The organism is Devosia yakushimensis (assembly GCF_030159855.1).
Classification (GTDB): Bacteria; Pseudomonadota; Alphaproteobacteria; order Rhizobiales; family Devosiaceae; genus Devosia; species Devosia yakushimensis.
In genome coordinates, this window is the sequence record NZ_BSNG01000001.1 from 735,530 (window position 1) to 753,186 (window position 17,657).

General features: G+C 63.6%; 13 protein-coding genes and 1 pseudogene. 9 read left to right on the plus strand and 5 right to left on the minus strand.

What is annotated here, in order from left to right:
- Positions 1–18: 18 nt before the first annotated feature.
- The 3 genes from QQL79_RS03510 to QQL79_RS03520 form a co-directional block, all read right to left on the minus strand.
- Positions 19–4,266: a VWA domain-containing protein gene (locus QQL79_RS03510; protein ID WP_284387958.1), complete on the minus strand. Its 4,248-nt coding sequence runs from the start codon at positions 4,264–4,266 to the stop codon at positions 19–21.
- Positions 4,267–4,269: 3 nt separating this feature from the next.
- Positions 4,270–5,691 (minus strand): hypothetical protein, encoded by a 1,422-nt coding sequence (locus tag QQL79_RS03515; RefSeq protein WP_284387959.1) that lies wholly within the window; start codon positions 5,689–5,691, stop codon positions 4,270–4,272.
- A gap of 76 nt (positions 5,692–5,767) precedes the next feature.
- A complete protein-coding gene (locus QQL79_RS03520; protein ID WP_370461173.1) occupies positions 5,768–6,262 on the minus strand; it encodes a pseudoazurin in 495 nt (164 codons plus the stop codon).
- Between the two features lie 562 nt (positions 6,263–6,824).
- On the opposite strand from QQL79_RS03520, the gene aspS reads away from it, so the two are divergent.
- Both aspS and QQL79_RS03530 read left to right on the plus strand, forming a co-directional pair.
- Positions 6,825–8,141 (plus strand): aspartate--tRNA(Asn) ligase, encoded by a 1,317-nt coding sequence (gene aspS, locus QQL79_RS03525; RefSeq protein WP_284387961.1) that lies wholly within the window; start codon positions 6,825–6,827, stop codon positions 8,139–8,141.
- 178 nt (positions 8,142–8,319) lie between these two features.
- A complete protein-coding gene (locus tag QQL79_RS03530) occupies positions 8,320–9,204 on the plus strand; it encodes an AraC family transcriptional regulator (RefSeq protein WP_284392809.1) in 885 nt (294 codons plus the stop codon).
- A gap of 39 nt (positions 9,205–9,243) precedes the next feature.
- On the opposite strand, the gene QQL79_RS03535 is transcribed toward QQL79_RS03530, so the two are convergent.
- Together QQL79_RS03535 and QQL79_RS03540 are read right to left on the minus strand one after the other, a co-directional pair.
- The gene (locus tag QQL79_RS03535) at positions 9,244–9,837 is read right to left on the minus strand and encodes a GNAT family N-acetyltransferase (RefSeq protein WP_284387963.1); all 594 of its coding nucleotides are present in this window, start codon (positions 9,835–9,837) and stop codon (positions 9,244–9,246) included.
- A gap of 58 nt (positions 9,838–9,895) precedes the next feature.
- Positions 9,896–10,759, minus strand: a complete 864-nt coding sequence (locus QQL79_RS03540) for a LysR family transcriptional regulator (RefSeq protein ID WP_284387966.1) — start codon at positions 10,757–10,759, stop codon at positions 9,896–9,898.
- A gap of 101 nt (positions 10,760–10,860) precedes the next feature.
- On the opposite strand from QQL79_RS03540, the gene QQL79_RS03545 reads away from it, so the two are divergent.
- The 7 genes and pseudogenes from QQL79_RS03545 (at position 10,861) to QQL79_RS03575 (ending at position 17,604) form a co-directional block, all read left to right on the plus strand.
- Positions 10,861–11,880 (plus strand): bile acid:sodium symporter family protein, encoded by a 1,020-nt coding sequence (locus QQL79_RS03545; protein WP_284387969.1) that lies wholly within the window; start codon positions 10,861–10,863, stop codon positions 11,878–11,880.
- 114 nt (positions 11,881–11,994) lie between these two features.
- Positions 11,995–12,189 (plus strand): annotated as a pseudogene (locus QQL79_RS03550) (helix-turn-helix domain-containing protein); the annotation flags it as partial.
- Positions 12,190–12,326: 137 nt separating this feature from the next.
- The gene (gene phnC / locus QQL79_RS03555; RefSeq protein ID WP_284387971.1) at positions 12,327–13,160 is read left to right on the plus strand and encodes a phosphonate ABC transporter ATP-binding protein; all 834 of its coding nucleotides are present in this window, start codon (positions 12,327–12,329) and stop codon (positions 13,158–13,160) included.
- 80 nt (positions 13,161–13,240) lie between these two features.
- Entirely contained in the window at positions 13,241–14,143 is a 903-nt protein-coding gene (gene phnD / locus QQL79_RS03560; RefSeq protein ID WP_284387973.1) for a phosphonate ABC transporter substrate-binding protein, read from the plus strand.
- A gap of 64 nt (positions 14,144–14,207) precedes the next feature.
- Entirely contained in the window at positions 14,208–15,179 is a 972-nt protein-coding gene (gene phnE / locus QQL79_RS03565) for a phosphonate ABC transporter, permease protein PhnE (RefSeq protein ID WP_284387974.1), read from the plus strand.
- Positions 15,179–16,516: a phosphonate ABC transporter, permease protein PhnE gene (gene phnE / locus QQL79_RS03570; protein WP_370461174.1), complete on the plus strand. Its 1,338-nt coding sequence runs from the start codon at positions 15,179–15,181 to the stop codon at positions 16,514–16,516. The genes phnE (QQL79_RS03565) and phnE (QQL79_RS03570) overlap by 1 nt, the downstream gene beginning before the upstream one ends.
- A gap of 113 nt (positions 16,517–16,629) precedes the next feature.
- On the plus strand, positions 16,630–17,604 hold the full coding sequence (locus QQL79_RS03575; RefSeq protein ID WP_284387979.1) for an ABC transporter substrate-binding protein: 975 nt from the start codon (positions 16,630–16,632) through the stop codon (positions 17,602–17,604).
- Positions 17,605–17,657: the final 53 nt, after the last annotated feature.

The window sequence follows — 17,657 nt, forward strand, 5'->3', positions numbered from 1 at the left end:
ACTGATCTTCCTCCTCGATCAAACGGCGGGCGCAGGTTCGTGGCGCGGGGTTTGCACCCGGGGACCCGAACTTGTTTTCTGCGGTGATTGGTTTTGGCGGCGTGGGCGGATGAGCCCGGTATAGCGCACGGCGAGTTCGGCCATGAACAGGGCCAGCGCCAGCGCGGCCCAGGCGGGCCAGAATGATTGCAGCGACCAGCGGGCGGGAACGTCGCGGGCCCGTGGTTCGCCGAAACTTCCGCCGGTCGCGGTGGTGAGCTGGCGCAGGGCATTGTCGGGCGTCAGCGGGCCGAGATGGGCGGGGTAGCCCATTGCAACGGTCGATTGCGTGGTCATCTCGCCGGCCGTGGCGGCGAAGCGGTATCGGCCAGCCGTTTCAGGATAATAGGTGGCGGCATATTGGTTTGGGGCGATGCGCTCCAGTGGTAGCGGCGTTTCACCATCCTCCGGCCCAACGGAAAGGGTGGGGATGAGGCCATCGGCCGCGCCGGAAAGGGTCAGGTTGGCCGTGAAGCCGTCACCCCGCCGGATGATGTCGAGGGCGAGATCGCCGCGCTCGACAGCGGGAAGAAACTGGCGGATCGCCTGTGACCAGAGCGCGGGATAGGACGGCATGGCCTGCCATTGCTGGGACCAGGGGCCGGCGGCCTCGGTGGTGAGCGCCAGCACCTGGCCGGCGCCATAGCGCCAGGAGGCGAGCAGGGGCATGGGTTCGCCCTTGCTGTCGGGCACGACCATGGAAAGGCTCGCCTCGGGCTTGGGCGTGGTCAGCACGAAACCATCGATGGGGGGCATCTGGGCGGGCAGGCCGCGGAGAAATGGTTCGTCGCGGGCGGCCCAGAGCGGTTGGGTTGTCCCCTGCTCGATGGGCGAGCCGGAGAGCAGCATAGCTTCCTGCGAAAGAATCGAGGGCAGGGCGGCAAAGTCGTCGGTGGCGTGAAACGTGCCGCCGCCGAGGCGGGCGATGCGCTCGATCAGGGTGCGCTCGGCGCCCTTGCCGATGGAGACTGAAGACACAGTGATACCCTCGGCGCGGATATCGGCCAGCAGGCCGGGGAAATCGGCGGGCTGGCTCAAGCCATCGGTCATGACGATGATGTGGCGGGCGGGCGTCTCGACGCCGCGCAGCATATCGAGCGCTGCCTTGAGGCCGGGATAAATCGAGGTGCCGCCGCCGGGATCGACATTGGAGAGTGCTGCTGAGGCAATGGCGGGGTCGTCGATCCGCTGCAAGGGCAGGACGATATTGGGGTCGGAATCGAAGACGACGATGCCGACCTGGCTGTTGCGATTGAGCAGGCGGACGGCGGCCAGCGTCGCCTGTTTGGCGATATCGAGGCGGGTTGTCGTGGCGCCGACCGGCTGCTGCATGCTGCCGGAGCGATCGAGCACAAAGACCAGGGTGGCTTCGGGCGCATCGCGGGGCACGCGGCTGGAGAGCGGGGAAGCCCGGTCGAGCGGGGTTTCGAGATAGCCGCCGGGGCCGAAGCTGTTGGGGCCGCCCAGGATCAGCAGGCCCAGCCCCTGTTCGGCGACGGCGCTTTCGAGCAATTCCTGCTGCTGGGTGGTGAGGGCGATGGCCGGCACATCGAGCAGGACGGCGCCGTCAAAGCCCTTCCAGTCTTCGAGCTTATAGGGCGCCTGCTTGGGCTCGAGGGCTGCGCCGGTAATGCCCTGACTGGTCAGCCAATCGAGGAATGCCGCGCTGCGCATGGGATCATTGGCGATGACGGCGACCTTGCCCGCGGGGCGCGCGTCGATGATGGTGGAGAGCGTGTTATTGGCCGGATCGGTGTCATCGGCGGTAACGGTCAGGGTATATTCGGCGGCGCCTTCGGCCATGTCGGAAAGCATGGTTTCGACGCGATTGTCGCCCGCGGTGAGGGCCGCCTGTTGCTCCACTAGAACCACGCCTTCCCGCTCGAAACGCAGGGTGACGCGGGTTTCCGTGGTCGCGTGGACGATGCCCGTCAGGGCGACGGTGTCGCCGGCATAGACGGGCGTGGGTGCTTCCAGGGCGGATACATATAGGGCGTCGTCTGTTGCCAGGGCGGGTTGGGCATCGACAAAGATCTGACGCTCGGTGAGTGCGGCGGCGAGCGCGGCCATGGCCGCCGGCTCCGTGCCGGTTGCTCCGGAAACGATGATACGGCCGGGTTCGCCCCAGGGAAGGCTGGCCGCGGCGAGCTGAATGGCGGCCGGGATGGCTCCGGCGCGCGCGGGCGACGTGGCGTCCGTGCCGGTGATGCTGGGGACGGGGGCCGCGATAATCGTGGCCTCGCCTGCCGTTGCTGGGCCGCCGGGCGCAAGAACCGTCGCTGTGTGTTCGCCGGCCCGTTGCCATGGGATGCCGATATCCAGCAAGGCCAGCGTGACAGCGACAAGCGCCAGGGCGCGGAGGGCCAAAGTGAGGCGGCGCCGGGTGCTGAGCGGATTGGCGTTGCGCAGGCCTTCGGCCTGGAGAAAGCGTTCGGGTCCGCGACCGGAAATGATGGCCTCGGCGATCAAAGCGAGGATCACGAGCCCGAGCAGGATTGGCCACAGTGCCAGCGGGAATGCGGCGGGTTGCGGCAGGTCCTCGCTGGCTGCCAAAGGCAGGGTCGGTGCGGCGGGATTGATGGCGAGAAGCCGGGTGAGATTTCCGGCGCTCAGCTCGTAGAGCCCGGCCTGCTCGGGCACGAAATCTGCGGCGGGGAGGGGCGCTGGCTCGTTAGGCCAATCCAGGCGGCGGATCGTGCCACCGGCGAAGCGCGCATCGAGGGCGCAGCGCTCGCCTATGGTGCAGTTGGGCTGCAACTGGCCCTGGGGCGCAAGGCCCAGCCAGTGGATGAGGTTTGCGACGAAGACGGGCAGGCCGGATTGCTGCGGCCAATTGGACCGGCGGGGATCGAAGGCCAGCCGGATGTCGTAACCATTGGCATTGGGCGTGGCGGTGATCAGCGGAACCTCGCCGGCGCGGAGCAGGACATCGGCATTGTCCGCGGGCCCAATGGCCTGGGCCGCGTCGATGGACAGCGTGCTCCAGGCGATATCGTGCATGAGCGGATGGGCTGAAGCGACAAATGTTGGAGATTGCGCGCTCAAGGGAGGCAGGGCGGTGCCGGAAACGCCGGCATTGCCGATCCACAGGACATTGCTTTCAGGCTGGCGCGCCACCTGGCGATTATCGACCACGACAAGGCCGAATTGCGAGAGGTCGCCGGGGAGACCCTCGGCCTGGTAGATGGCCGCGCCGTCAATGGCCTTGAGGGCGGTCAGCAGGGGCTGCTCGCCGCCTCCGACATAGAGAATATCGAGCGGCGCCGGCTCGGCCCGGGTCACGAACCAGGCGCTGTTGTCGAAGAGCGCGGCATCATCTGCCAGGGCGACGGAAACGATGCCCGGGCCGGGCAGGTTGAGATTGATAGTGAAGCTTTTGGTCTGCGGGCCAGTGTCTTGCGGCGCCTCCGTAGCGGTCGAACCGATTGTTTTCCTTGTCCATTCCAGGGGCGTGGCCTTGGCGTCGGGGGCATAGGAGACAATGAGTTCGGTGCTTGGCAGGTCGTCGAGCTGGACATTGCCGCTCAGTGTCCAGCGGTTGGGTTCGTTTTGCCGGGGGGCAAGCTGGGCGGTGAGGGCGGCATTGGGCGCGGTGTTGCCGAGGGTGACAGTCTCCTGGGAGACATCGGCAAGGCCGGCCTGGGGCGGCGCCTCATCGCTGTAAATGACGAGCCTGGTTTGTTCGCCGGGGTGCAGCAGCGATTGCACGACCGGCAAGAGCGCGGGCCAGTCGGCTGCGCCATCGCTGGCATGGATGGAAGCTACGGCGCCGGCGATTGCTTCGCCGCCCAGCGGGTGGCGGGCGACCAGGGGGGCGGCCGTGCCCGCGAGCGAAATGAGCGAAATCTTGCCCCCGCTGGCAGGGTCGCGCATGCGATCGAGCAGCTGGGCTTTTGCCAGGGAAAGCCGGTCAGCGCCGTCCTGCATGGTTTGCATGGAGCCCGAGCGGTCGACTACGAAAATCCAGTGATCGACCTTGTCGCCGCGGAAGAGCAAGGGCTGGGCGAGGGCTGCGGCCAAAGCAGCCAGGGCGAGCAATTGCAGCAACAGGGCCCAGCTGGGCCGGGGCCATTGCAGGATGCGGTTGCGCCTGGCCTGACCCATGCCGATTTCGCGCCAGATGCGCAGGCTGGGGACATTGATGGTCTGCCGGCGGCGGATATGGAACGCCAGGATGATCAGCCCAAGGCTCAGCAGGATCAGGGACAGAGGATGCAGCAGGACCATGAGCTACTGCACCGGGGCGGGTGACTGGATGAGGCGATTGAAATAGCGCGCGACGAGGGCGCTCGCGTTAGCAGACACCTTCTGGCGGCTAACAGACTGTGCACTTTGGCGTGCCCAATCCGTAGCAAGGTCACCGCCAAGCGATGCCGTGTCGCTCAGCTCGGCTCCCGTGGGGACATGCAGGCGGATGCGGCTGCCGCTTTGCGGGTCGTCGGCGGCGATGGACATAGCCTGGCTGGGGTCGGGCATGGATTGCAGAAAGCCGCTATCGGGCGCGAGCGGCTGGGAACCGCCGCCGGCGATATTGCTTTCGCCCTTGCCTGATTGCGCCGCGGCACCGACCGGCAGCGCGCCGGCACTTTCGAAGGCTTCGTCCTGCATGGGCGTCGCGGCAAAATCGCCGCCATTGAGGCTGGCGCTTTCCAGCCCCCCTTCGCGTTCGCCTCCTTCACCCTGTTTGGGTGGCGGCTGGGTGCCGGGCGGTGGCGTACTGGCGCTGCGCACCAGCCGGTCTTCCGGCAAATTGTACATGTCGGCGCTGGAGCTGCCGGCGGTAGGGGTATCGCCCTGCGCTTGCTGGCGGGCAAGGGCGGCCTGCTGGCGCGCCTGGCTGAAGGCGCGGGCATTCTGGATCAGCGCGCTGGCATCGGCGGTATTGGCCGACATCCAATCGGGCATGCGGCCATCGTATCCGGCAGCAGCGTGATCGAGCAGGGCGTCGAGCTGGTCGTGCAATTGCTGGGGAGGCGTGCCATCGCGGGCGGCCTGGGCCAATTCCTGCAATGAATTGGCGACCGCCTTGAGATAGTCGCTGTCGCGCCGCTCGGCGTCGTCGGCAATGAGGCGTGCCAGGACGTCGATATCATCGGCCGCTATGGTTTCTTGGGGGGCGGGTTCGGCGGAAGCTGCTTCTGCCGCCGGGGGCAGCGCGGCGGGGCCGATCAGGCTATAGGCGGCCGAGGCGCCGAAAATGGCTGATGTCAGTACGGCAATGGCCAGGGCCATGCTGCGCGTAAAGAGGGGAATGGCGCGGCCGATATCGATCCGGCCGGCGACGCCGGAAGCATGGGCCGCCTGGGCGCGGGTAACTGCGTTCTGATTGCCCGGGGTGAGCCCGATCGTGGTTGAGAGGGCTTCGTTCAGGTGCAGGCGGATATCGGTGCGCCGGGCGATGCGGCGCAAATTGCCGGCGCGGCGCCAGGACCAGGCAACGAGGCCCAGAACCACCAGCAGGGTGAGGCTGGCCATGGCCAGGAGCAGGCCGGAATGAGCCGTGCGGGTAAGGGCAAGAATAAGGGAGAACCCGGTCAATCCACCGGCGATGGCAATCGCTACGAGGGGCAGGGTACGCGCAAGTGCAGCGCGTTTTCCTATCGCTCCGACGACTTTGGCGATCTGTTCGGCAGAAGGACTGGGTTGCTCCATGACACTATTGGTCTACCGGGACAGGCGGCCGGACATCTGCTTGCCGGCACGTCTGTCCCCGTTTCGATGGCATTGATTATTGGCCGATCTGCGCGACGAATTCGTCGAACTTGGCTTTGGCCTTGGGCGGGACGCGGGCGGCCTGCAGGTCTGCAAGGTTGGCGGGGTTCTCGCCGACGACGATCAGGCCGACCATGCCCATGGCAAGGTGGGGGGCGCACTTGTAGCCGTAGGCGCCTTCGACATCGAAGGTCACGCTGAACTGCTCGTTGATCTTGCCTTTGAACTCATTGCCGCCCTCGGGGAACATGCCCTTGATGGTCTCGGCATTGTGGCCCTTGTCGGTGGGAATGAATGTAACGGTGTCACCGGGAGCGATCTGCAGGAAGGCGGGCTCGAACACCATGGTGTTGCCGGCAGCATCCTTGTTGAGCATGTGGACTTCGAACTCGGCAGCGGACAGCGACAGCGTCGAAACAGCAGTCGCGGCCGCAAAGGCGAGGATACCGAAAACTTTCACGTTAATTACTCCTTCTTGGCGCCCCAGGGGCGCAATGTGGTGCAAGCCCATGCAAACGGGTGCATTGGCTTGGAAAACTCATAGGACACGGCATGTACAAGCGCCAGTAACGCTGGTGTCGCGCCCATCCGATTTCAGCTGTCCTCCAAGTGCTACGATATGGCGCAAGCACCATCGGATCAATATGGCAGACAAGGAAAAATTGGGTGCGCTCAGTCAGATAGTGTTCGCGACCCGTGACAGCTGTGTTCGTTAAACGGGCCGTAAAGCGGGCGGTTCCCGGCGAGCGGGGCCGGCGGCGGCGCGGGCCGCTACTAAAGTATTAGGGACGTGGACGCATATGGGCGAGCCAAGGTCGTATTGAGGCGGCCGGCCGACAAGCGGTGCGTTTGAAGCCGTTCAGGGACTGGTGGTTTACATTTCCTCGTGGTTGCGACTAAATCGCGCCATGAGCACGCAGCGCCACACCACGGTCAATAATAACGGCCCCTCCGGGGTCGTGGATGTCGTGTGCGCGTTCTAGCGTAGCTCACTAATCACCACAGCCCTGCCGGTTTTCGGAAGGGCTGCAGGATTTGGCTTTTCCATCCCGGCTTTTGTCCCGGAGAAAGTCATGTCTGATACTTTACCTTCAAGCCGCTCCCTGGTTTCCGATTTGCCCCGTTGCATCGGGCAACGCGTAACGTTGCGTGGGTTCGCCGAAGCCATTCGCGATCAGAAACGCATGCGTTTCATCGTCCTGCGCGACCCGACCGGCAAGGTTCAACTCACCCAGAGCAAAGACCAAGCGGTCCTGACAGCGGCTCTTGACGCCTTGACGCCCGAAAGCGCGGTGATCGTCACCGGCACGGTGGTCGCTGCGCCCGCCGTCAAGCTCGGCGGGCTCGAGGTCGTGCTCGAAAGCGTCGAGATCTGCGCGCTGGCCGATGCTCATCTGCCGATCGCGCACGATTCAGGCCTGGATAAATGGATCGACCACCGGCAGGTGAGCCTGCGCTATCCCGAGCAGCAATTAGTCTTTGCCGTGCAAACGACGCTGGAAGAGGCAATGCGTGCGTTCTGGAAGCAGCAAGGCTTCCGCGAAATCCACTCGCCCAAGCTGATGGGGACGGCCAGCGAGTCCGGTTCCGAGGTTTTCGCCGTCAAATATTTCGACACCACGGCTTTCCTTGCCCAGTCGCCGCAATTCTACAAGCAGATGGCCATAGCGGGCGGTATGGAAAAGGTGTTTGAGATCGGCCCCGTGTTCCGGGCCGAGCCGTCGTTCACCTCGCGACACGAAACCGAGTTCACCTCCATCGACATGGAAATTGGCTGGATTGAGGACCATCATCAATTGATGGCGTTCGAGGAGCGCTGGCTGGCTTATGCCATCGGAACGGTAGCCGAGGTTCATGGGCCAGAGATTGAGTTGCTTTTCGGCATAAGGATCGTTCCGCCGGCGCTGCCCTTTCCGAGGGTCACGTTTGCCGAGGCCAACGAGATTCTCGCCCAGCTCGGTCATGTCCCCACTCGTCAGGATGACCTGGATGCAGAAGGCGAGCGTTTGCTGTGCGAACGCATCGCCACCGAAACCGGCCATGAGTTCGTTTTCATCACCGATTATCCGGCTAGCGGCCGCGCCTTCTATCATATGCGCCATGAGGATCGGCCAGACCTTACCAAGGGCTTCGATTTGCTCTGGCGCGGCCTCGAGATCACTACCGGCGCGCAGCGCGAACATCGCTACGACCGCCTCGTGGCCCAGGCCGAGGAGCGTGGGATGCGGCTGGACAGCCTCTCCGACTATCTTGATTTCTTCCGCTTCGGCTGCCCGCCACACGGCGGAATGGGCGTGGGTCTCGGCCGCATCCTCATGCGCCTGCTGAATGCCGCCAGCATCAGGGAGGTCACCTTGCTCAGCCGCACGCCAAAGCGGCTTCGACCCTGACAGCGGTATAGATGCTGCACTGGGCGGCGTACCGATGCGGCGTGGAGATCGGTACGCCGTCCAAGCTCTGCGTGCCATTCAAAGGCTGCTGCCCATTTTCGAATGACTCCAGATAGCAAGATCGGTCGAGCCGATCTGGGCCGTGCGTGCGTAGATAAGACACCACGAAGGAAAAATGATGACGGCAGCATTTGAGAATTATCAGGCCCGTATGCAGCGTGCCCTGGCCCATATCGACGCTCATCTGGACGGCGAATTGGACCTTGCAACGTTGAGCGGCGTCGCTGCCTTCTCCAAATTTCACTTCCACCGGCAGTTCTCGGCAACCTTTGGGTTGTCCGTGCATCGCTATGTTCAGCTTGCCCGCCTGAAGCGGGCGTCGCAGGCGCTTGCCCGGGACGATGCTCAAAGCGTCACGGATATAGCGATGGATGCCGGATACGACGCACCCGATGCGTTCGCCCGGGCCTTCCGGCAACGGCTTGCGCAATCGCCCTCGTCGTTCCGGAAGTCACCCGACTGGGCTTCGTGGCTTACGGCCTTTGGACCTTTGGACAATGCGAGAAACAAGCTTATGAAGATCACATTCGAACAGGACGACGTCAAAATTCTCGATGTGCCGGATACGCCGGTGGCGATGATGGAACATCGAGGCAACCGCGCGAAACTTGGGGAAACGTCCGAGCGTTTCCGGGCCTGGTGCAAGGCATCCGGGCTGCCGCCCGAGACCGGGCGATCCAGCTTCATGGTCTTTCGCTCCGAGAGGGAGCCCGCGGTTCCCGACGACTACAGCATGGACCTGTGCGTCGGCACCGATGGTCCTGTTGCCGGTGACGGGCAGGTGAAGGCCGGCACAATCCCCGGCGGGCGCTGCGCGGTATTGCGCTATCCGGGCAATACCAACAACCTTGAGCCGGCAGCCTTGTATCTTTACCGCGACTGGCTTCCGCAAAGCGGCGAAGAGGCCCGTGACTTCCCGATCTATGCGCGCCGGCGGCTCATGCCGATACCAGGGATGCAGGCGCGTGAAGTTGTCGTGGAGCTTCATCTGCCGCTCAAATAGTAGCGGGGAGGCGGAGCAGAGGCATTGGTGGCCGGGCCGCTAAAGGGCCTTGCCGAGGTGGAGGCCTTCGCTGCGCTCGATCTCCTCGAAGCCGAGATGGTGGTAAAAGCCTATGGCGCGGGTATTGGTGGGGCTGACGCCCAGATGGACGGCCCTGGCGCCCGCCTGCCGCAGCGAGGCCAGCTCGGCTTCGATCAATTTGCGGCCCCAGCCGCCCGATTGGGCCGGCGGCAGCAGGTTGATATGGAGATGGGCGGGATGGGTGGCGACGACGCCGGGATGGCTGTGGGCCGGCGCCGCGATCCGGTCGAGAACCTTGGCGTCGAACGGAGCTTTTGCCGTGCGGCCGGCATATTGTTTGGCCAGTTGCGGCCACCATTCGGCATCCAGCCGGGCCTCGAAGGCGGTGGTGTCGGGTGTGCCGACGATATAGCCGACGGCCTCGCCATCATCGTCGACCACGAAAGCATGTTCGGGTGCAAAATCCAGATAGGGAACGGACCAGACGAGGCCCGGGTAATCGGGATCGGAAAACAGCGCGCTGGCATCGGTGCCGGAATCGGCGGTGAGCAGACAGATATTGAAGAGGGCGGCGCGGTCGTCCTGGCGGGCAGGCCGGATGTGAAGGGGCATGGGGGCTCTGTGTTTGTTTTCGCAGATTTTGGAGGCCGGCGTTTGCGGAAGCAAGTCCTCAAACTGATCCCTGCGCATTGGCGACCAGTGCCGAGATCAGGCCATTGGCGCTGGCGTGGTGGCGGCCGGGACCGATGGCGACGAATTCGACTTCGCCCAGGGCGGGAAGGTCGTTGACGGGATCGACGACCGCGAGGCCCTCGGGGATGAGGCGCAGCGAATGGGCGGCAATGCCGAGCCCGGCCATGGCCGCGGCGCGCAGGCCGTTCAGGCTGCCGCTCGAACAGGCCATGCGCCAGGGGCGATGGGCCTGTTCGAGCGCGGCGACCGCGAGAGCGCGGGTGATGGAGGGCGGGGCATAGGAAACCAGCGGGATGGGCGCGCCGGGTTCGATGCGAAACCCCGGCCGGCCGATCCAGGCGAGCTGCTCGCGCCAGGCGATCTCGCCGCGTTCATCGCCGGCGCGGCGCTTGGCGAAGATGACGTCAAGCTCTCCAGCATCGTAGCGCTGATAGAGAATGGTGCTGAGCCCGACTTCAAGCTCCAGATCGACCGCGGGATAGCGGGTGCGGAAATTTGCCAGAACGTCGGCGAGCTGGGACATGGCGAAATCCTCGGAAATGCCAAGCCGCAGCCGTTCGCGCCCGGCGGCGCCGAAGAAATAGCCGGCCATCCGGTCATGCGCCGCCAGCACGGAGGTGGCGAAATCGCACATGGCATCGCCATCGGCGGTCAGGGCCACGGTGTGGGTGTCGCGTGAAAAGAGCTTACGGCCCGCCGCCTGTTCCAATTTTTGCACGTGCTGGCTCACGGTGGATTGGCGCAGGCCGAGACGCCGGGCGGCCGCGGTGAAATTCCTGGTTTCGGCGACGGCTACGAAGGAGCGCAACAGGGCCGGCGCAATGTCAGAGAGCGTATTCATATTGCCAATCGCGAATTGTGATGACCGATATCGGGTCCTGCCGTCTTCGCAATATTGCCGGTTTCGACTAGGCCGGGAAGCGCAATACCGATGGAAGCACCATGTCATTGAACAGCAGACTGAAACGCATTGGCTTTGACTCCTACCTCCTGATGCTGCTGGGCACGGTGATCTTGGCGAGCCTGCTGCCGGCGCGGGGCATGGGGGCGGTTCTGCTGTCGCAGGTCGCCTATTTCGCCGTGGCGCTGCTGTTCTTCCTCTATGGCGCCAAGCTCAATACCGGCGCCATCGTGGCGGGCCTCGCCAATTGGCGGCTGCAGGCACTGGTCTTTGGCAGCACGTTCATTGCCTTCCCTATCGCGGGGCTGGTCCTGTCGAGCGCGTTATCGCCGTGGCTGCGGCCGGAAATCGTCATCGGCATTCTGTATCTGGCGGTGCTGCCGTCGACGGTGCAGTCGTCGATCGCCTTTACCTCGATCGCGCATGGCAATGTGCCGGCCGCGGTCTGCGCGGCATCGATCTCAAACCTGCTGGGCGTTTTCATCACGCCGCTGTTTGCGGCGCTGCTGTTGCATACCAGCGGGGAAGGGGGAATCGATCTCGGGTCCATGCTCGATATCGGGGTGCAGATATTGCTGCCCTTCGCGCTGGGGCAGCTGATGCGGCCGCTGGTGGGCAAGTTCATCCAGCGGCATGCCAAGCTGACGCAGATCGTGGACCGCGGCTCGATTTTGCTGATCGTCTATTCGGCGTTCAGCGCCGGCATGGTGGCCGGCATCTGGCAGCAGGTGGATGTTTCGACCCTGGCCATCATGATCGGCGCGGACGCGCTTTTGCTGGCGGTCATCATGATCGGCACCAGCCTGGTTGGGCGGCTATCGGGCCTGGTGCGTGAGGACCGGCTCGTGCTGTTGTTCTGCGGCTCCAAGAAGAGCCTGGCCAGCGGCCTGCCGATGGCAAATATCCTGTTTGCCGGTCAGACGGTGAGCCTTATCGTCTTGCCGCTGATGATCTTTCACCAGATTCAGCTGTTCGTCTGCGCGGTGATTGCGCAGCGCGCCGGGCATAGGGCAAGCGAAGAAACGGCAGCTATCGGCGCGGGAAAGGCCGTCATCACGTAAATGTTAACCTCTGGTTAACCATACGGGGTCACCCTGACAGCATTCTGAGTAAACAGGTTTTGGGGGCTCAGAAAGCGACGACCAATGTATGACTTCGCACCCGATGCCAGCGCCACGGAGGCCCTGGTTGGACTGCCGGTAGCAGATGTCGAAAGAGATCTGATCCTGGCGACGCTGCGGCAGACAGAAGGAAACCGTACCCACGCCGCCAATGTCCTGGGCATTTCGATCAGGACAATGCGGAACAAGCTGAGGGAATATGCCGAAGGCGGCGCTGAAATTCCTTCCGCCGGGCTTGTCGATCACTAACAAAGAAGCCCCGCATTAGCGGGGCTTTTTGCTTGAATGGCGGGTTATGCACCGTCACAAAAGCTTCATCAAACATACATGGGGGCGTCAATCAGCGGCCCTAGTTGTGCCTCGGTTTCAACGGCGGGGCGCGCTGGATGCTCAAGATTTCTCACGTTTCGCGACGGTTCGGTAACAAGCTTGCCGTCGACGATGTGACGCTCGAGATCCCGCAGGGGCAGATGGTCGGCATTATCGGCCGGTCGGGCGCCGGCAAATCGACCCTGCTGCGCATGATCAACCGGCTCAACGACGTTTCGGCCGGCTATATCGAATATGACGGCCAGCGGGTGTCCGAATTGCGCGGGCAGGCCTTGCGGGCATGGCAGCGCGATTGCGCCATGATTTTCCAGCAGTTCAACCTGGTGCCGCGGCTCGATGTCATCACCAATGTGATGCTGGGGCGGCTCAATGGCCGCAACCCGATGCTCAACCTGCTGCAGGTGTTTTCGGCCGACGAGCAATTTGCCGCGCTCAAGGCGCTGGAGCGGCTCGATATCGCCCAGACCGCAACGCAATGGGCGCAGACGCTTTCGGGTGGCCAGCAGCAGCGCGTGGCCATTGCCCGGGCGCTGATGCAGGGCCCCAAGGTGATCCTGGCGGACGAGCCGATCGCCAGCCTCGACCCGCGCAATGCGCAGATCGTGATGGACAGCCTGCGCGACATCAATGCCGAGGGCAAGCTCACCGTCATCACCAATCTGCACACGCTCGATACGGCGCGCGCCTATTGCGAACGCATTATCGGCATGGCGGCGGGCAAGGTGGTGTTCGATGGCACGCCCGACGAGCTGACCACCGATGTCGCCCGTACGATTTACGGCGCAGATGGCCTGAAAGAGGCGTTTTCCGAGGCGCTGACCTCGACCTCGATCACGCCGCTGGCCGTTCCCCCCGTCACCAAGACCGCGAGCGCGGGCCGCGCTCCGTAACCGAAGTTCCGCTGCCGTAAACCGCCAGCGGGCGGAGCGGCATGCCGACGATCCTCTACGTCACCTCAAGGAGATCTATCATGATCCGCAAACTGCTTCTGGCCTCGGTTGCCCTTTCCATGTCGACCGCGGCTTTTGCCCAGGACGTCACCGTGCTGCGCATCGGCCTCGATGGCGGCGAGAACGAATCGGACCAGCTGCGCCGTTCGGAATGCGTTGCCGAGCCGCTGAAGGCCGCGACCGGCGTTTCCGAAGTCCAGTTCTTCCCCTCGCCGGACTATAACGGCATCATCCAGGGCCTGCTCGGCGGCACCATCGACATCGCCATCATGGGCGCTTCGTCCTATGCCGCCATCTACCTGCAGAACCCGGACGCCGTTGACCCGGTGCTGACCACCCAGCAGGAAGACGGCTCGACCGGCTACCACTCGATCATGGTTGCCCGCAAGGATTCGGGCATCACCGACCTGGCCTCGACCAAGGGCAAGAAGCTCGGCTTCGCCGACCCGGATTCGACCTCGGGCTACCTGGTCCCCAACGTGTCGCTGCCGGCCGATCTCGGCGCGCCGATCGCTGAATTCTACAGCGAAACCGGCTTTGGCGGCGGTCACGAAAACCTGGTTCTGGGCGTGCTGGACGGCACCTGGGACGTGGGCACCACCTTTGGCTCGGGCCAGGGCGAATTCTCCGAGGGCTACACTTCGGGCAACCTGCGCATCATGGTCGACAAGGGCCTGCTGGACATGGACGACCTGGTCGAAGTCTGGCAGTCGCCGATCATCCCGAACGGTCCGCTGATGGTCTCCAACAGCCTGCCGGCCGACATGAAGGAAAAGGTCACCGCCTTCTTCAAGGCCCTGCCGGAAACCAATTTCGAATGCTTCGACGCCTTCACCGCCGGCGGTTACACCAACTTCGTTGATGCCGACCAGCAGATGTACCAGACCATCATCGACGCCCGTAAGTCGGTCATCGGCGGCTGATTTTCCGGATTGAACCAGACGGCGGCGCTTAGAGGCGCCGCCGTTCCCACATAGGGGCGCAGACATGGCCGACCTTTCCGAACCTAATGGCTTGAGCCCGTCATCGGCCCTGCTGCTGCGGCATTACCGAAGCCAGGTTTTCATCCGGCGCATCTATTCGGTCATCGGCGTCGTGCTGGTGCTGGTGGCGCTGGGCGCGGCGATGAACTTTGCCAATGCCGCCAATTCGGGAAAGTTCTTCGAACGCATCCCCTATATGTTCGACTTCCTCAAGAACTTCGTGCCCAATGATCCGCTCGAGATATTCCGGGCCATGTTCGATCTGGAATCGCCCTATTACGACGGGTCGCAGAAGTTCGACTATACCTCCGAGCGGCACTATATCGCCGGTGGGCTCTACATTCCCAATTTCATCTATCAGCTGATCATCACGGTCAATATCGCCATCGTCTCGACGATTATCGGGGGCGGGCTGGCGTTTCTGCTGTGCTTTTTCGCAGCCACCAACCTGGTTGGCGCGGGGCCGGTGCGCTGGATCGTGCGGCGCATCATGGAAGTGTTCCGGGCGTTTCCGGAAATCGTTATCGCGGGGCTGTTGACGGCGGTGCTGTCCATCGGCCCGATCGCGGCGATTGCCGCGGTGTCGCTGCATACGATCGGCGCGCTGGGCAAACTGTTCTTCGAAGTGGTCGAGAATGCCGACATGAAGCCCGAAGAAGGGCTGCGCTCGGTGGGCGCCAATTGGCTCGAGCGCGTGCGCTTTGCCATCGTGCCCCAGGTCATGCCCAATTTCGTCAGCTATGCCTTGCTGCGGACCGAGATCAATGTGCGGGCCTCGACCATTATCGGGGCGGTGGGCGGGGGCGGTATCGGTGAAGTGTTCCGCCTGTCGATCGGGCGCGACCATGCCGCCAAGACCTATGCCATCATCATTCTGCTGCTGATCACCATTGTGTGCATCGACCAGTTCTCCGGCTGGCTGCGCCGCCGGCTGGTGGGCAATCAATCCTTCGAACTGGGCCGGGGAGCCGCATGATGAGTGCCATCAGCCATGCCGAACGCAGCCGGCTCGAAAAGAAATATCCCGAGGTCTTCCAGCAGAATTTCCTGCAGCGCTGGGGCCTGCCGGTGGGCCTGGGCATAACGCTGGTCTATCTGGTCTTCTGCTGGTTCTTCTTCAATGTCGGGCCGGCATTGCAAAACGGCAAATGGGATCGCGCGGCGATCTATGTGCAGGATTGGTATTCCTGGCGGGCGCAGCCGCGGCTGCGGTTCGAGGATGGCAAAGTGGTGCCGCAATGGTCGAGCCGGGGGCAATATCCGGCCGATGCTGATATTGACTGGCTGACGCCGCATGACGATGGCAGCATGACGGCGACCTTCGACAGCGACGACCGGCTGGAGATCACCACCAATCGGGTCGATGTCTATATCGATGGCGTGGCCTATCCGGTCACCATCACGCCCGAGGCGGCGGTAGCGCCGGCCGACCTGCCCGGTGCCATGGTGCAGGACCGCGAGAAGGTGCTGGTCAATTTCGGCTTTGCCGGGCAGGCCGAAATCCGCAGCAACCAGGTCTATGTGCAGCGGCGGTTCCTGGGCTGGGCCAATTTCCTCTACGACCCGCGCTCGCCGCTCTGGGGCAATGACCTGTTCAGCTCCATCGGGCTGATCTTCAGCGGGGAGCGGGTCAATCCGGACAAGTCCAATGCCCAGATGGTGCTGGACGAATGGCTGGGCAATAGGGCCTGGCAGCATGGCGATATCCTGGCCAAGCTGATGCAGACGCTGGTCATGGCCTTTGTCGGTACGCTGTTTGCGACGCTGGTGGCGTTTCCGCTGGCCTTCATTGCCGCGCGCAACATCACGCTCAACGGCACGGCAAACTGGCTGATGAAGCGGACATTCGACTTCCTGCGGTCGATCGACATGCTGATCTGGGCGCTGTTCTTTACTCGCGGCTTCGGCCCCGGCCCGATCCCCGGCATCGCGGCCATTTTCTTCACCGATACCGGTGCCCTGGGCAAGGTCTATGCCGAGGCGCTGGAGAATGTGGATGATAAGCAGCGCGAGGGCATGAAATCGGTGGGGGCGAGCCCGGCGGCGGTCAATCGCTATGGCGTGGTGCCGCAGGTGCTGCCGGTCTTCGTGTCGCAGTCGCTCTATTTCTGGGAGAGCAATACGCGCTCGGCCACTATTATCGGCGCTGTCGGGGCAGGGGGTATCGGGCTCAAGCTGCTTGAGGCCATGGGCACCAATTCGGACTGGGACAAGGTCGCCTATATGGTGCTGCTGATCCTGTTCGTGGTGTTCCTGTTCGACAATATCTCGACCGCCATCCGCTCGCGCCTGATCGGGCCGAGCAGCCACTAGGAAGCTTTCCTCCGCTTTGCCTGGCGCTGTCATCGCAGCGTCAAACGCACACATTAGTCCACCCAGCGAGCTGCCGGCGCCTCCCCGCCGCAGCGTCCAATTTGGAGATGCAGATGCGCACCCTGATCGCCGCCGGCCTGTTGCTGGCGACCGCAATTTCGCCCGTCGTCGCGCAAGAAGGCAAGCTGGTGCTCTATACCAGCCAGCCCAATACTGATGCGCAGGCCACGGCCGATGCCTTCATGGCCAAGTATCCGGGCATTGCCGTGGAATGGGTGCGCGATGGCACGCCCAAGATCATGGCTAAGTTCCGCGCCGAGCTGGAAGCGGGTGCGCCCCAGGCCGACGTGCTGCTCATCGCCGATGCGGTGACCATGGAAGGGCTCAAGGCTGAAGGCCTGCTGCTGAATTTCCCCGAGGCCAAGGCCGAGGGCATCGATCCCAGCCTGATCGATGAGGATGGCGCCTATTTCGCCACCAAGCTGATCACCACGGGTATCGTCTACAATAGCGCCGCCACTGCCATTCCCGCCGGCTGGGCCGATCTGGTCAAGCCGGAATACAAGGACCAGCTGGCCATGCCCAGCCCGCTGACTTCGGGCGCAGCGCTGATCCATGCCGTGACGCTGACCGGTAATCTGGCCGAAGGCTGGGACTATTATTCGGCACTGGCCGCCAACGGGGCGCAGGCCTCGGGCGGCAATGGCGACGTGCTGACGGCCGTTTCGGGCGGCGAGAAGCTCTATGGCATGATCGTGGATTATCTGCCCATTCGCGAAGCGGCCAAGGGCGCTCCGGTCAAGTTCGTGTTCCCCAGTGAAGGCGTTTCGGCCGTCACCGAGCCGGTGGCGATCCTGGCCTCGGCCCAGAATACCGACAATGCCAAGCTGTTCGTCGATTTCCTGCTGTCGCAGGAAGGCCAGCAGCTGGCCTCCGATATGGGCTATGTGCCTGCTCGGGCCGATATCGCGCTGCCGGCCGGTTATCCGGCTCGCGCCGATATCAAGGTGCTCGGCTATGACGCCGCGGCGGCCCTGGCCAATGAAACGGCCAACAAGGAACAGTTCAGCGAGATCTTCGGACAGTAATTTCGCTTGAGCGTTTCCCTTCTTCCAACAATGAAGCGTCCGGACGGGGTGGT

Excerpts from the sequence above, each read along its gene's own strand:
- aspS (WP_284387961.1), top strand. The coding sequence starts at position 6,825 with ATGTCTGATACTTTACCTTCAAGCCGCTCCCTGGTTTCCGATTTGCCC.
- QQL79_RS03515 (WP_284387959.1), bottom strand. The coding sequence starts at position 5,691 with ATGGAGCAACCCAGTCCTTCTGCCGAACAGATCGCCAAAGTCGTCGGA.
- QQL79_RS03530 (WP_284392809.1), top strand. The coding sequence starts at position 8,320 with ATGACGGCAGCATTTGAGAATTATCAGGCCCGTATGCAGCGTGCCCTG.
- QQL79_RS03545 (WP_284387969.1), top strand. The coding sequence starts at position 10,861 with ATGTCATTGAACAGCAGACTGAAACGCATTGGCTTTGACTCCTACCTC.
- phnD (WP_284387973.1), top strand. The coding sequence starts at position 13,241 with ATGATCCGCAAACTGCTTCTGGCCTCGGTTGCCCTTTCCATGTCGACC.
- QQL79_RS03520 (WP_370461173.1), bottom strand. The coding sequence starts at position 6,262 with ATGGGCTTGCACCACATTGCGCCCCTGGGGCGCCAAGAAGGAGTAATT.
- phnE (WP_284387974.1), top strand. The coding sequence starts at position 14,208 with ATGGCCGACCTTTCCGAACCTAATGGCTTGAGCCCGTCATCGGCCCTG.
- QQL79_RS03540 (WP_284387966.1), bottom strand. The coding sequence starts at position 10,759 with ATGAATACGCTCTCTGACATTGCGCCGGCCCTGTTGCGCTCCTTCGTA.
- phnE (WP_370461174.1), top strand. The coding sequence starts at position 15,179 with ATGAGTGCCATCAGCCATGCCGAACGCAGCCGGCTCGAAAAGAAATAT.
- phnC (WP_284387971.1), top strand. The coding sequence starts at position 12,327 with ATGCTCAAGATTTCTCACGTTTCGCGACGGTTCGGTAACAAGCTTGCC.
- QQL79_RS03510 (WP_284387958.1), bottom strand. The coding sequence starts at position 4,266 with ATGGTCCTGCTGCATCCTCTGTCCCTGATCCTGCTGAGCCTTGGGCTG.
- QQL79_RS03535 (WP_284387963.1), bottom strand. The coding sequence starts at position 9,837 with ATGCCCCTTCACATCCGGCCTGCCCGCCAGGACGACCGCGCCGCCCTC.
- QQL79_RS03575 (WP_284387979.1), top strand. The coding sequence starts at position 16,630 with ATGCGCACCCTGATCGCCGCCGGCCTGTTGCTGGCGACCGCAATTTCG.